The organism is Tenacibaculum ovolyticum DSM 18103 (assembly GCF_000430545.1).
Classification (GTDB): domain Bacteria; phylum Bacteroidota; class Bacteroidia; order Flavobacteriales; family Flavobacteriaceae; genus Polaribacter; species Polaribacter ovolyticus.
In genome coordinates this window covers 199,601-213,079 of sequence record NZ_KE387165.1, presented here as the reverse complement: position 1 = coordinate 213,079, position 13,479 = coordinate 199,601, and the positions used below count along the sequence as shown (strand labels likewise).

Here is a 13,479-nt window from a genome sequence, read left to right as displayed (position 1 = left end):
TTCGGTTTTATTTACGAACTCTTTCAGAAGCTTTTTCAACTTTTAACTTTAAACCTTCCTTGTATGCAATGATTTTATCTAATACACATTTATCAGAAGCTCCAATAATTTGAGCAGCTAAAATACCTGCGTTTTTTGCGCCATCTAAAGCAACTGTAGCTACAGGAACTCCACCAGGCATTTGTAATATTGATAAAACAGAATCCCATCCATCGATAGAGTTTCTACTTTTTACAGGAACCCCAATTATAGGTAGTGGACTCATACTTGCTACCATTCCTGGTAAGTGAGCAGCTCCCCCGGCACCCGCGATAATTACTTTTAAACCACGAGTATGAGCATTTTTTGAATATTCAACTAATTTTTCAGGTGTTCTGTGTGCAGAAACAATATCTACTTCAATTTGAATATCAAAACTTTCTAAAATATCAATTGCTTCTTGCATGATTGGAAGATCTGAATCGCTTCCCATTATAATTCCTACCATAATTATGTGTTGTTGTGTACGTTTTTTATTTATTTAAATAATTTTTAATACCAAATTCAGGACTTGATAAAACTTCTATTCCTAAATTTGGAAGGTGTTTTTTTACACCTTCCATTGATGCTTGTGCTAAAAATATAACATCGGCTTCTGTTGCTATTTTTTTTATTTTAGAAGCAATAGTCTTTTCGTATTTTTCGAAATCATTATTTTTAAAATGAACCCAAGATTCAGAGCAATTGCAAGTTAGTATCTTTATCTCTTTATTTTTTTTATTAGCAATACGTTGTATTAAATTACTGCTTACTCTCTCGGTAGAAATAGCAGTGTAAACGAGCGCTATTTTTTTATGTTTTGAAACTAAGTAATTTGCAATAGGAAAATCGATTCTCTTAATATCATTACTATTATCACATTCTTCACCGTAGGTAGAGCATGTGCAAATAATAAGATTTGGATTTGTTTTTTTTATATTTTGTAATTCTTTTTTAAAACCTTCGGAATCTAATTGACTATTTTTTAAAGCATAATTAAGTAAGTTTTCATTTACATAATGCTTTGTTTGAATGTTTTTGTCAAATTTTTTCACTAAATTTTCAAATCTTTCAACATGAACATCCGAAGTATGTAAAAATGCAATTGTGGTCAATTTCTTAAGGGTTTTACTTAGAAATAACTTTTAATGTTTCTTTAACTTGTTGCGCTATTTTTCGAGCCTCGTTTATATCTTGATTAACGATTGTTACATGTCCCATTTTACGAAAAGGTTTGGTTGTCTTTTTTCCATAAATATGTGGTGTAACTCCATCAATTTTTAAGACTTCGTTCATGTTCTGGTAAACAACATCTCCTGTATAACCTTCTTCGCCTACTAAATTTACCATAATACCTGCAACTTTACTTTCGGTATTTCCTAAAGGAAGATCTAAGATGCTTCGTAAATGTTGTTCAAATTGGCTAGTATAGCTGGCTTCAATAGAATAATGCCCAGAGTTATGTGTTCTTGGAGCTACTTCGTTAACTAAAATTTCATCAGTTGAAGTTTGAAACATTTCTACAGCTAATAATCCAACGAAATCTAAAGTGTCAGCTACTTTTAAAGCCACTTCTTGTGCTTTTTTAGCAACCGAATCATTAATTCTTGCAGGACAAATTACATATTCTACTTGATTTGCTTCTGGATGAAATTCCATTTCAACAACAGGGTATGTTTTAATTTCTCCACTAGGATTTCTAGCAACAATTACTGCAAGTTCATTTTTAAAAGGAATTAATTTCTCAGTAATACACTCTACAGCAGGTAAATTATTTAAATCGTTAATGCTTCTAACAATTTTTACACCAGTACCATCATAACCAAATCGTGCCGCTTTCCAAACAAAAGGGAACTCGATACTATTATTCTCGTATGAATGTTTTAATTCTTCTAGGAAAGCATAATGAGAAAAAGTAGCAGTAGGGATGTTATTACTACTATAAAACTTTTTTTGAAGTGCTTTGTTTTGAATTACTCTTAAGTTAGAAGGTTTTGGGTAAATAGTTAAACCTTCTGCCTCTAGTTTATCTAGCGCATCAATATTTACATTTTCTATTTCGATAGTTAATACGTCTACTTTTTTTCCGAAGTTGTAAACAGTATCAAAATCAAATAAATCTCCTTGATGAAATTCATTACAAATTTGTGCGCAAGGAGCTTCAGCGTTACTGTCTAAAATAACAGTATAAATATCAAGTTTTTGTGTTTCAGTAAGTAGCATTCTACCTAATTGACCGCCACCAAGAACGCCCAATTTAAAGTCAGAAGAAAAATAATTTTTCAAGATAAATATTTTAATGTGTTGTTGTTACCGCAAAAATAAGAATCTAAAGTATAGTTTAAATACAATTAACGAGATATTCTTAGTTGCGAGCCACTAATTTTAGTAACGAAGTACATTAAAGCAGGACAACCTTGGTTGTCAATTGGTGCACCATTAGCTAAATAATTATATTTTTTATTGTCGCATGGTTCACTATCACATGGTGTTGTAATATAAATACCGTCAAAAATCATTAAACCGCTACAATTTGCTTCAGGGCATTGTCTGTCAAAAGCCTTGTAGCTATTATTGCCTGTTCTAAAAAGATAAACATTTCTTCCTTGAATTGTGTTTTTAGAACTTCCATTAGGAACTAATAACCCTTGAAATTCAGGCAGTGTTAAATCAATAATAGCGTTCATCTCTATTCCTCTAAAACAGTCGTTAACAGTTGTGTTGTCACTACAACTTAAAGCAGTAACTAAACTTAATAAACAAAGTAATTTTCTCATTATTTTAAAATAGTGTTATATCTCTAACGCTACGAATTTACAAATATTTTGTATATTTGTAGAGCAATCTCATTCCTACCGGTGTGAGATTTTTAAAGTTAAAAAATTATGAGTGAAGTATCATATTATAGTGCAGAAGGATTAAAAAAATTAAAAGATGAGTTATCTCATTTAGAGCATACTGAAAGACCAAGAGTATCTCAAGAAATTGGTGATGCTATAGATAAAGGAGATTTAAGTGAAAATGCAGAGTATCATGCAGCAAAAGAAGAGCAGTCTTTATTAGAAACTAAAATTGCTAAACTTAAAAATGTAGTTGCAAATGCACGTATTATTGATGAGAGCCAGTTAGATACATCAAAAATACTAATTCACTCTATCGTGAAATTAAAAAATACGACTAATGGTATGGAGTTTACATATACTTTAGTTGCAGATTCTGAGACTGATATTAAGAATGGGAAACTGTCAGTAAATTCTCCAATAGGAAAAGGTTTATTAGGTAAAAGTTTAGGTGATGTAGCAGAAATTAAAGTGCCAAACGGAATTATGAAGTTTGAAGTTATGAATATTTCTCGCTAATTTTTAGAAAATATTTTTAAAGAAAAGCGTTGCGTTAGCAACGCTTTTTTTATTTTTACTAAACGATAAAACAAAAAACATGGCAAGTATTTTTACTAAAATAATTTCAGGAGAGATTCCTTCATATAAAATAGCAGAAAACGATAATTTTATTGCTTTTTTAGATATTAACCCGAATGCAAAAGGGCATACGCTGGTTGTTCCTAAAAGAGAAGAAAATAAACTTTTTGATTTATCGAAAGAAGAATATACTGAGTTGATGTCTTTTTCTTATCGAGTAGCAAAAGCTATAGAAAAAACAATTCCATGCAAGCGTGTTGGTATGAGTGTAATAGGATTAGAAGTGCCGCATGTACATGTGCATTTAATTCCTTTAAATACAATGTCAGATATTCAATTTATAGAAAAAGTAAAGTTATCTAATGAAGAGTTTATTGAAGTAACTAAAGCAATTTCTAGTAATTTTGAATAATGTATTAAGCCCTTTTTGATGTGAAGTTTAATAAATAGATAGGGTAAATTGAATTTATTAAAAAGTAGAAATGAATATTAAAATTATACTCTTATGTTTTATAGCAATCTATTTATTAGGGTGTAAAACAAAATCAACGAAAATCGAAGTAGTAACATTAGTTAAGACATCTAATAGTTGGAATGGAGATACACTTCCGAAATATCCTGAAGGTAAACCAGAAATTACTATTTTAAAGATAACAATTCCAGCTAAAACAAAATTAGAATTACATAAACATTCTGAAATTAATGCAGGTGTTTTACTAAAAGGCAAGCTAAAGGTTATTAGTGAAAGTAAGGATACATTATATTTAAATGCTGGTGATCCAATTGTTGAGTTAGTAGATAAATGGCATTATGGAGAAAATAATGAAAATGAGCCTGCTGAGATAATTGTTTTTTATGCAGGTATTAAAGGTACTCCTATTACTACAATTAAATAAAGGTGTAAATAATTAAAAAACAAGTTATTTATATTTTATTTAATTGAATTTCAAAAGAAGTTCCTTTTCCTAAATCTGATTTTTTTACGAATATTTTTCCACTGTGATAATCTTCAATAATACGTTTAGAAAGCGATAAGCCTAATCCCCAACCACGTTTTTTTGTGGTAAACCCCGGTTTAAATATTTGTTTAAATTGTGATTTGTTAATTCCTTTACCAGAATCGGTAACAGTAATTTTTATAAGTTTAGTAGTTTCTTTAATCGTTAAAGCAATGCTGCCTTTTCCTTGCATAGCATCAATAGCATTTTTAATTAAATTTTCAATAACCCAACCATACAGTTCAATATTTAACAGTGTTGAAAGCTCTTTTTTATCCGAAGAGAAAGAGAATTTAATTTGTTTAGAACTTCTTGATTTTAAATAATTAAAAGCTAACTCTGTTTCATTAACAATATTGTGTTTTTTTAGTTTGGGTAAAGAGCCAATTTTAGAAAAGCGATTGGCAATAGTACTTAATCGATCAACATCTTTTTCAATTTCAATAATATATTCTTCATTAACATTTTCAGACCTTAAAATTTCGATCCAACCTAATAAAGAAGATAAAGGAGTACCAATTTGATGTGCTGTTTCTTTAGCCATGCCTGTCCAAAGTTTATTATGTTCAGCTACTTTACTGGATTTATAAACCATATACATAATGGTTAAAAAGAGTCCTAAAATTAAGAGTAATGCTAAAGGGTAATATTTTAGTTTGTATAGTAAATCAGAGTTTCTGTAATATAAGTATTGAGTAATTCCAAAATATTCAATAATAATAGGTTCGTTTTGTCCTTTCATTACTGTTAATTGCTCTTGTAAGTATATTGGTTTTTTAGATTTAATAGAATCTAGGTTTCTATGTATATCTATACTTCCGTCTTTATTAACAAGAATAGTTGGTACATCTTCAATAGTTTGGTATACCTTGTTAATTAAATTGGTGTTTTCGTCTAAATCAGGATTTGAGGCTAATTCTTTAAAAGCAGCAGCAAAAATTTTTATTTTACCTCTCTCTTCTTCTTTAAATTTCTGAAAAAAGACATAGGTATTCCATAAAATAAATGAAACAATTATTAAAGAAGTAAAAACAATAATTCGTTTTATCCAGTAAGTATTATTGAAAAATGTCATTAGCCAAATATAAACTATTATGTAGAATAACTTAATTTGTAAAAGCGTAGTATATTTACACTAAAAAAAACAATATGTTAACACTCGATCCAAAAGAGTTACCAGTAGGTAAATTACATGGTTATTTATTAGGAGCTATTGCACCTAGACCAATTGCTTTTGCAAGTACAATTGATAAAGATGGAAACCCTAATTTATCGCCTTTTAGTTTTTTTAATGTTTTTGGAGCAAATCCACCAATGTTAATTTTTTCACCAGCACGAAGTGTAAGAGGTAATAAAACAAAGCATACTTTAGATAATGCTGAAGAAACTAGAGAGGTTGTAATAAATGTTGTTAATTATGATATTGTACAGCAAATGTCGTTAAGTAGCACAATGTACCCTAAAGGAGTAAATGAGTTTGAAAAGGCAGGATTTACGATGTTAGCATCTGATGAGGTAAAACCTTTTAGAGTGGCAGAATCGCCAGTGCAGTTTGAATGTAAAGTGACTGATATTATTTATACAGGTACTGAAGGTGGTGCTGGTAATTTAATAGTTTGTGAAGTGGTTAAATTACATGTTAATGAAGCTGTTTTAGCAGAAGATGGAAGTATAGATCAACACAAAATAGATTTAGTGGCCAGGGCAGGAGGTAGTTACTATACTCGTGCTAGAGATGGCTTTTTTGAAATACCTAAACCAATTTCTACACTAGGTATTGGAGTAGATCAAATACCTACAGAAATTAGAGATAGTGCTGTTTTAACAGGTAATAACTTAGGTATGTTAGGTAATGTAGAGCAATTACCAAGTGAAGAAAGTGTTAATAACTTTGCTGTAGAACACCCAAAATATGTTTCGCTTTCAACTGAAAAAAGACATACATTTGCACAAGATTATTTAAAGAGTAATGATGTAGAGAGTGCTTGGAAAGTACTTTTAATTAAATAGATAAGAAAATGGAAGTTATAGGGAAGATTAAATTAATTAACGAAACACAAACATTTGGAGCTAGCGGATTTAGAAAACGTGAATTAGTTGTAACTACTGATGAACAATATCCACAAATGATTATGATTGAGTTTGTACAGGATAAATGTGATATTTTAAATACTTATGCTGTTGGTCAAGATGTAAAAGTTTCTATTAATTTAAGAGGTAGAGAGTGGATTAACCCAGAAGGAGTTGCAAAATACTTTAACTCTGTTCAAGGATGGAGAATTGAAAACTTAGCGCAAGCTGCTTCTCAAAATACACCACCTGTAGATCAGTTTCAACCTGCTCCAGATTTATCAGCTAACGAACCAGATGATTTACCTTTTTAATAAAAAGGACATAAAAATAAAAAAGAGAGCTTTTAGCTCTCTTTTTTATTTTGCGGAAATCTGCATTTATTCTTGCGGAAATCACGTTTTTTAACTCAATTCTTTAATATACCTTTGAAAAATCATCATCTAGAGTTGATTTGCTGGATGAAGGTTTTAAGTGGAAAATAAAAAGCTTCTGATTTAAATCAGAAGCTTTTTTGTTATTTTGTAGTCTTTGGTTTTTCTTTTTTAGGCATTGGCCCTCTTAAATGAATGACCAAGCCGTTTAAAAAATTTCTAAGAATTTGATCTCCACATTCCATGTATTTAGGATGTTCTTCATTTCTAAAAAGAGCACCTAATTCACCTTTAGAAACTTTAAAATCTACTAAAGCACAAATACCAATAATATCAGTATCACGTAATTTGTGCGCTACTCTTAATTTTTTAAAAATATCGTTGTTAGATAATCCACCCATAGTAATAATATAAAATTTTATTTTAATTAACCATTTTAAAAATAGCCCAAGCATAAATGGCGAAACGTAAAAAACGGAATAATCCAAAAATCACTACGTTTTTAAAAGGATACTTAATCATACCTGCTGTTAAACAACTAATTGCAAACGGTAATGGTAATAAAGCTCCTACTAAAATTAAAAAACCTCCCCACTTACTAGTGTTTTTAAGGTTTTTAGCCATTTTAACTTCTAAATAGTTTTTTACTGAATCAATTTTTAAAGAAGCTCTTCCTATAAAATAAGCTGTTAAGCCACCAAAATAAGATAAGGTTGCTAGGAGAGATAAGTTTAAAACAGGGGCTCCAGTTTTTTTAGACCAAGCAATAAAAATCTCAGGAGGTATTAAACCTAATATCGTTTCTGAAATAAAGAAAACGGTTAATACTCCAATTCTAGAAAAAGTTTCAGTTACTGTTTGTAAACCATCGTTAATATTATAAACGTATTTATTAAATAAAAATACAGCTATAACAGCACCTACTATTGGCCAAAAAGCTTTTTTTAAACTTTCCCAAATAAACATATAAAAACCAGTACGTTGATAGTAATTGTGTAAACGTTTTACGTGTGGTTTGTTATTTTTTTTCTTTCTTTTCTTATTCACCTTAATTGTTACTTGATTTTCTAAATCATCTCTTAGAAAATACAAAAATACGAGGTAATTACAGATAAATCAAAGAAATATCGTTAATTATAAGTTAGAAATAGCTGCTTCAGCACAACGCTCTCCATCCATTGCTGCAGATATAATTCCTCCAGCATAACCACCACCTTCACCACAAGGAAATAAACCTTCAATTTCTGGGTGTTCTAAATTTTCTTTTCTAGGTATATTTACGGGAGATGAAGTACGAGATTCTACGCCAATAATATTAGCTTCAGCAGTATAATATCCATGCATTTTTTTACCAAAGGCATCAAACCCTTTTCGTAATCTACCTCCAATTATTTTTGGAAGTAATGAATGTAGTGGAGAAGATTTTAACCCAGGTTGATACGAAGTTTCGTTTAAAGATGATGATAATCTTCCTTCAACAAAATCAGTTAAACGTTGCGCTGGGGCAACTTGACTTTTTCCTCCTGCATTAAAAGCTAATTTTTCTAAATCTTTCTGGAACTCTAACCCTTTTAAAGGTCCAAAATGTTCGTATTTCTTAAAATCTTTATCAATATTTAATTCAACAACAATTCCTGAGTTTGCAAATTTGTTATTTCTACGAGAAGGTGACATTCCGTTTACAACAACTTCACCATTTGCAGTCGCAGCAGGTACAATAAATCCACCAGGGCACATACAAAATGAATATACCCCTCGGTTATTTACTTGTTGTACTAAACTATAAGCTGCGGCTGGTAGTAATTCATCTCTTTGTCTTGAACAGCTATATTGAATTTGATCAATAATTTCTTGAGGGTGCTCTACACGAACTCCCATAGCAAAAGATTTTGCTTTTAATAAAATATTTTTTCTGTTTAATAATTCGTAAATATCTCTAGCGGAATGTCCTGTTGCTAAAATCACAGAATTAACTGCCATCTCATTTCCGTTTTTTAACCGTAAAGCTTTTATTTTACTGCTTTTTATAACAAAATCGGTAACGCGAGTATCAAAATGAACTTCTCCGCCATATTTTATAATATTCTCACGAATGTTTTGAATAATTTTAGGAAGTTTGTTTGTTCCGATATGTGGATGTGCATCAATTAAAATATCATCAGCAGCACCATGATATACTAAGTTTTCAAATATTCTACGAACATCACCACGTTTTAAACTACGCGTGTATAATTTCCCGTCAGAATATGTTCCTGCACCACCTTCACCAAAGCAATAATTAGAATCTTCGTTTACAAAATGTTCTTGATTAATAGCTCGTAAATCTCTACGACGGTCTTGTACATTTTTACCTCTTTCTAAAACAATAGGTTTGTAACCTAATTCGATACAACGAAGTGCTGCATACATACCAGCTGGCCCAAAACCAATAATGTGAATTTCTTTTGCCTTTGAAACATCTTTATATTCGAAAATATAGTCAGGCGTATTCGGTAGCGGTTCGTTAATATACACTGCAACTTTATAATTGAAAATAATATCTTTCTTACGAGCATCAATAGATTTACGTAACACTTTTATAGCTGTTATTGTAGAAAGAGCAATGTCTAATTTTTTAGAAGCTTTCTTTTTTAGAATATCTTCTTTCTTTTCTTCTATTAAATTAACACGTAGTTGAAGTTCTTTTACCATGTTGCAAAATTATGGAAATTTGAATTGATACGTTTTCATTTTGTTAAGAATTATAAAAATGAAATGAGGAATGTAGTTTTATCAGTTATAGTGATAAGAACTATGCTATCTTTGTTAGTTTTATTGGCTTGTTTTTTTGAATAGAAAATGGTTTTAGAAATTTCCGTTCGAGTGATTTTATGAAGTGAGAACGGAATGAAATTGTATCGAGAACTAATTTAGTAAGTAAAATTTTTATTCTCGATACAAATTTCACTCATTTTAATCGTGAAATTCACTCGAATTGACAAAATTTTTCGAAAACACTTAACGATTTTATTATTGTATTTATATGATTTGGTTACCTGAAGAAATAGTATTTCCACTACACGAATTTGCAAATGAAGATGGTGTTTTAGCTTTTGGCGGAGATTTATCTGCTGAACGTTTGATTTATGCTTATAAAAACGGTATTTTTCCTTGGTTTAGTGAAGGAGAACCTATTGTTTGGTATTCACCACCAGAACGTATGGTGCTGTTTCCTGATGAGTTGAGAGTGTCAAAATCGATGCGCCAGGTATTGCGAAAAAATAATTTTACGATAACAGAAAACAAGGCTTTTGAAGGTGTGATTTTTAACTGCCGTCATATTGATAGAAATGATCAATTAGGTACTTGGATTACTGATGATATGGAAGACGCATACATTAACTTGCACGAGAAAGGAATCTCAAAATCGATTGAAGTTTGGGTAGAAGATGTATTAGTTGCTGGTTTATATGGTGTTGATTTAAATAACGGTGTTTTTTGTGGCGAAAGTATGTTTAGTAAAGCTAGTAATATGAGTAAAGTTGCTTTTATACATTTAGTTAAAAATTGCGGTTATAAATTAATAGATTGCCAAGTACATAATGAACACTTAGAAAGTTTAGGTGCTCGTGAGATTGGTAGAGGTGAGTTTTTGAAGTGGTTGTAAAGGAGCACAAAAAGTTTAAAAAAACTTTCTGTGTCCTAAATACAGTTTTTCGTTAAATATTAATTTTAATGATTTGGGAATTCTTTTTTCGTTTACCTAAAAGAATCACTTCATTTTTATGATCTGAAACAACTCCGTTACTAACTTTGTAATAAACTTTAGAATCTTTTCTGTCAATTAATTTTTTAATATCATAAGCTCCGTTTCCATTAATTGAGATAACATATAGATTAGAGTTTTTTGCTGAAGTTTGTTTAAACTGAATGCGATCATCACTTAGTTTTTTTAACTTATCTGAACAGTTAATAAAAAAATATGTTTTTTCACCAATTGAAATAGGCGTAAAAGAACTGTTTTGGTTACCTGTTTGAGCTTTGTTAATATTTCGTGCCCATTTTAAATCACCATTACTATTTAATCGAAAAGAAATAATATCATCATAATGTTGTGTAGTTCTTGTACGCATTGTTCCATTAGGACCAAAATTAGTGTGAGTAGTAATATAATCTTCTTCAGCATTAATAACAAGATCACCATTAAGCATTACTTCAACACTCTTAAATATAATATTTCTTAAACCTTTTTTCTTTTTACGTTTTTTCTTTCCAGCTCGATCACCATATTTATCTGATAAAAAAGCTTCTGAAAAAGGGTTGAATTTTTTAGTTTCTAGAGCTAAAGTGTTTGAATTTAAATTAAACAAACAAACACCATTATATTTTCCTTCATCCTTGTTTCCATAAAAACCAACGCAAGAAAGCTTACCATTATTTTTAACTAAAGATAGTGATCCAATAAATTTTTCTGGGTTTTTAAAGCTAACAGTTTTTTCATCATCCTTACTTATTTTACTTAACTCGAAATGATAATTTGTTTTTCCCTTCTTTTTGGATCTGTTTGAGTTATTTTCAAACGATTTTCCTAAAAAGTATACAGATCCATCTTTGTCATCTATATCAAAACTATTGTACTTAAATAAATGATCTTTTATGTCTTTAACAATTAGTCTGTCATAAACCATTTCTAAATCATCATTAAATACAAATATCTTATGTGTTTCTTTGTCTTTGTCTTTGAAATCAAAATTTATAGCAAAAAAATTATTATTTTTAGACATAACAACTTCGCCTAGATGATTACCATCCATTTGATTATAATTGTTAATAAAAAAAGGGAAAAGTACTACACCAAAATACTTTTTGATATTGTCTTCAGAAATTGATAATAGTTCTTTAGATTTAAAGTTAAAGTTATTGATATCAGAACTTACCGATTTGTATACAATTCTGTTTTCTTTCTTTACGCTTTCAAGTTCAATTAAATGTAATTTACTGTCTTTTATAAAAGCATTTCTAATTCTACTTCTTTTAACCTTGTAATCAAATTCGTTTTTTAGTTTAAGGTTTTTGTCAAAATGTTGAATATAATAACCTTTTGTTGTTTTAAGGGGGAAGCCTCCTAGATATTCTCTGATTGTAATTAAACCGCCTTCTTTGTCATCTATAGAAAAGGATAGAAAACTGTGTTTTTTTTTGTCTTTAAATATATCACTTTTAGTAATATTGAAGTCTTGAGCAATTGTTATGGTACTAATTAATAATAAAATTAATAGAGTAATTTTTTTCATGTAATTTAATTTTTTAAAAGCAAATATAATAATTAAAATAGAAAAAATGTGTGCTATTTTAATCTAGCTATCTATTCAGTTCAATATTAGAGTCTGATAATAGAGCATGTGTTTGCGTCTTGAAATTTTTTTTGTCTGCTTTTGTTAATGTTGTCTACATGAGTTTTGCGGATTCAAATCAATTAAAGAAAACGAAGTGTTTTGTGGTTTTCGCTGTTCCTAGAATGGATGTCGCTAGTATTTATTAGTGGTGGTAAAGATCAAGAAATATAAGAAAGAAACCACCTTTAACGAGGTAGTTTTTATAATTTAAAGTGAAAACTGATGCGTTTGAAAATAGATTTATTTACTATATGTACAAGGTCGGTTTTTGTGATAAGAATTAAACTACAAACCTCATAATTTTATATTATGAGGTTTGTGTAAATGAGTATTTATAATAAGGTTATCTTAATAATGTTTTAAGGTTTTATATTAATTAGGTTAGGGAAAAATTTACCAATTATAATACCAATAATACTTGCTATTATTAAAATAACAATAGAAATTAAAATAAACACACCTATAAAACGTAATAGTTTTAATAAAGATTTACCAAAGCTAAGTTTGTATAATTTACTAAAAGAGTAAAGGTAATATACTAATGTTGCTAGAATACTATAGGATAAAAGGCTAGGATGAATAAGCATACCTAAAAGAAAAGAAAATAAAGTTAGAAACATTGTTGTTCCTAAAATATAGGAATTTATTACAATATGCTCTCCGAAATTATGAGGTTTGGTATAAGTTAATTTACTTAATAACGCATAAAAAGGAAGGAATAGGAATGTAATAATATTAAAATTACGGAGTATAAAACCAGCCCATTTGTCTAGGTATCTTAATTGTTTTTTTGCAAATTGTTGTTTAGCTTTAAGTTTGTTAAACTCTTCTGTAGATAAATTTTTAATTGTTGATAAATCTTTATTAGCGAGCTCTTTAATTTCTTTAGTTTGAGATTGATTCACTGTTGCTTGCATTTCTAAATAATCTTTAGAAAAGAAATTAAAAATAATTAACGACAATGCTGCACCAACAGCTAAATATGCAAATGGATTTACATAACGCTTTCTTATCCCGTTTAAATATTCATTTAGCACTTCATTTGGAGCTAAAAACATTTTTTTTAAGGTTGTAAAAAACAAATTGTTAAATCCTAGTACCGAAAAAAGTTCTAGCATTAAAAACTTAAAAGTTATTCTGTTTTTAACAATTTTTGCTCCGCAATTATCACAAAAAAGAGCGTCGTTTTCTAATATTTCATTACAGTTTTTACAATTCATTGTTT

At 29.4% G+C, this 13,479-nt stretch carries 16 protein-coding genes; 6 read left to right on the top strand and 10 right to left on the bottom strand.

Going from position 1 to position 13,479, the window contains the following annotated elements; translation table 11 throughout:
* Nucleotides 1-7 precede the first annotated feature (7 nt).
* The 4 genes from purE to H518_RS0117320 all read right to left on the bottom strand — a co-directional run bounded on the left by purE (nt 8) and on the right by H518_RS0117320 (nt 2,795).
* Nucleotides 8-487: a 5-(carboxyamino)imidazole ribonucleotide mutase gene (purE, locus tag H518_RS0117335; RefSeq protein WP_028890248.1), complete on the bottom strand. Its 480-nt coding sequence runs from the start codon at nt 485-487 to the stop codon at nt 8-10.
* Nucleotides 488-512: 25 nt separating this feature from the next.
* A complete protein-coding gene (locus H518_RS0117330) occupies nt 513-1,133 on the bottom strand; it encodes a type 1 periplasmic-binding domain-containing protein (RefSeq protein WP_028890247.1) in 621 nt (206 codons plus the stop codon).
* 13 nt (nt 1,134-1,146) lie between these two features.
* On the bottom strand, nt 1,147-2,304 hold the full coding sequence (locus H518_RS0117325) for a 5-(carboxyamino)imidazole ribonucleotide synthase (RefSeq protein WP_028890246.1): 1,158 nt from the start codon (nt 2,302-2,304) through the stop codon (nt 1,147-1,149).
* 65 nt (nt 2,305-2,369) lie between these two features.
* The gene (locus tag H518_RS0117320) at nt 2,370-2,795 is read right to left on the bottom strand and encodes a hypothetical protein (RefSeq protein WP_028890245.1); all 426 of its coding nucleotides are present in this window, start codon (nt 2,793-2,795) and stop codon (nt 2,370-2,372) included.
* Between the two features lie 108 nt (nt 2,796-2,903).
* On the opposite strand from H518_RS0117320, the gene greA reads away from it, so the two are divergent.
* The 3 genes from greA (at nt 2,904) to H518_RS0117305 (ending at nt 4,333) form a co-directional block, all read left to right on the top strand.
* Entirely contained in the window at nt 2,904-3,377 is a 474-nt protein-coding gene (greA, locus tag H518_RS0117315) for a transcription elongation factor GreA (RefSeq protein ID WP_028890244.1), read from the top strand.
* Nucleotides 3,378-3,456: 79 nt separating this feature from the next.
* Entirely contained in the window at nt 3,457-3,849 is a 393-nt protein-coding gene (locus tag H518_RS0117310; protein WP_028890243.1) for an HIT family protein, read from the top strand.
* A 70-nt stretch (nt 3,850-3,919) separates the two neighbouring features.
* Nucleotides 3,920-4,333, top strand: a complete 414-nt coding sequence (locus tag H518_RS0117305; RefSeq protein WP_043707212.1) for a cupin domain-containing protein — start codon at nt 3,920-3,922, stop codon at nt 4,331-4,333.
* A 28-nt stretch (nt 4,334-4,361) separates the two neighbouring features.
* Here H518_RS0117305 and H518_RS0117300 read toward each other — a convergent pair whose 3' ends face one another.
* Nucleotides 4,362-5,510 (bottom strand): sensor histidine kinase, encoded by a 1,149-nt coding sequence (locus H518_RS0117300; RefSeq protein ID WP_028890241.1) that lies wholly within the window; start codon nt 5,508-5,510, stop codon nt 4,362-4,364.
* A gap of 74 nt (nt 5,511-5,584) precedes the next feature.
* On the opposite strand from H518_RS0117300, the gene H518_RS0117295 reads away from it, so the two are divergent.
* Complete coding sequence (locus tag H518_RS0117295) at nt 5,585-6,445, top strand: flavin reductase family protein (protein WP_028890240.1); 861 nt, start codon at nt 5,585-5,587, stop codon at nt 6,443-6,445.
* A gap of 8 nt (nt 6,446-6,453) precedes the next feature.
* Nucleotides 6,454-6,819 carry a DUF3127 domain-containing protein gene (locus H518_RS0117290; RefSeq protein WP_028890239.1) on the top strand — a complete coding sequence of 122 codons (366 nt, stop codon included), beginning with the start codon at nt 6,454-6,456 and terminating at the stop codon, nt 6,817-6,819.
* Nucleotides 6,820-7,022: 203 nt separating this feature from the next.
* On the opposite strand, the gene H518_RS0117285 is transcribed toward H518_RS0117290, so the two are convergent.
* The 3 genes from H518_RS0117285 to H518_RS0117275 are packed head-to-tail and all read right to left on the bottom strand — an operon-like array spanning nt 7,023 to nt 9,570.
* Nucleotides 7,023-7,280: a DUF1456 family protein gene (locus tag H518_RS0117285; protein ID WP_043707254.1), complete on the bottom strand. Its 258-nt coding sequence runs from the start codon at nt 7,278-7,280 to the stop codon at nt 7,023-7,025.
* 22 nt (nt 7,281-7,302) lie between these two features.
* Nucleotides 7,303-7,971, bottom strand: coding sequence for a YqaA family protein (locus tag H518_RS0117280; protein WP_407635136.1), 669 nt, complete (start codon nt 7,969-7,971; stop codon nt 7,303-7,305).
* Nucleotides 7,972-8,013: 42 nt separating this feature from the next.
* Nucleotides 8,014-9,570: an NAD(P)/FAD-dependent oxidoreductase gene (locus H518_RS0117275; RefSeq protein WP_028890236.1), complete on the bottom strand. Its 1,557-nt coding sequence runs from the start codon at nt 9,568-9,570 to the stop codon at nt 8,014-8,016.
* A 331-nt stretch (nt 9,571-9,901) separates the two neighbouring features.
* On the opposite strand from H518_RS0117275, the gene aat reads away from it, so the two are divergent.
* Nucleotides 9,902-10,525, top strand: coding sequence for a leucyl/phenylalanyl-tRNA--protein transferase (aat, locus tag H518_RS0117270; protein WP_028890235.1), 624 nt, complete (start codon nt 9,902-9,904; stop codon nt 10,523-10,525).
* Nucleotides 10,526-10,577: 52 nt separating this feature from the next.
* On the opposite strand, the gene H518_RS0117265 is transcribed toward aat, so the two are convergent.
* Nucleotides 10,578-12,152: a hypothetical protein gene (locus H518_RS0117265; RefSeq protein WP_028890234.1), complete on the bottom strand. Its 1,575-nt coding sequence runs from the start codon at nt 12,150-12,152 to the stop codon at nt 10,578-10,580.
* Between the two features lie 461 nt (nt 12,153-12,613).
* Nucleotides 12,614-13,474: a DUF3667 domain-containing protein gene (locus H518_RS0117260; RefSeq protein ID WP_028890233.1), complete on the bottom strand. Its 861-nt coding sequence runs from the start codon at nt 13,472-13,474 to the stop codon at nt 12,614-12,616.
* Nucleotides 13,475-13,479: the final 5 nt, after the last annotated feature.

Coding starts and splice junctions, on each gene's coding strand:
- H518_RS0117265 (WP_028890234.1), bottom strand. CDS start 12,152: ATGAAAAAAATTACTCTATTAATTTTATTATTAATTAGTACCATAACA.
- H518_RS0117310 (WP_028890243.1), top strand. CDS start 3,457: ATGGCAAGTATTTTTACTAAAATAATTTCAGGAGAGATTCCTTCATAT.
- H518_RS0117285 (WP_043707254.1), bottom strand. CDS start 7,280: ATGGGTGGATTATCTAACAACGATATTTTTAAAAAATTAAGAGTAGCG.
- H518_RS0117275 (WP_028890236.1), bottom strand. CDS start 9,570: ATGGTAAAAGAACTTCAACTACGTGTTAATTTAATAGAAGAAAAGAAA.
- H518_RS0117260 (WP_028890233.1), bottom strand. CDS start 13,474: ATGAATTGTAAAAACTGTAATGAAATATTAGAAAACGACGCTCTTTTT.
- aat (WP_028890235.1), top strand. CDS start 9,902: ATGATTTGGTTACCTGAAGAAATAGTATTTCCACTACACGAATTTGCA.
- H518_RS0117320 (WP_028890245.1), bottom strand. CDS start 2,795: ATGAGAAAATTACTTTGTTTATTAAGTTTAGTTACTGCTTTAAGTTGT.
- greA (WP_028890244.1), top strand. CDS start 2,904: ATGAGTGAAGTATCATATTATAGTGCAGAAGGATTAAAAAAATTAAAA.
- H518_RS0117305 (WP_043707212.1), top strand. CDS start 3,920: ATGAATATTAAAATTATACTCTTATGTTTTATAGCAATCTATTTATTA.
- H518_RS0117290 (WP_028890239.1), top strand. CDS start 6,454: ATGGAAGTTATAGGGAAGATTAAATTAATTAACGAAACACAAACATTT.
- H518_RS0117295 (WP_028890240.1), top strand. CDS start 5,585: ATGTTAACACTCGATCCAAAAGAGTTACCAGTAGGTAAATTACATGGT.
- purE (WP_028890248.1), bottom strand. CDS start 487: ATGGTAGGAATTATAATGGGAAGCGATTCAGATCTTCCAATCATGCAA.
- H518_RS0117300 (WP_028890241.1), bottom strand. CDS start 5,510: ATGACATTTTTCAATAATACTTACTGGATAAAACGAATTATTGTTTTT.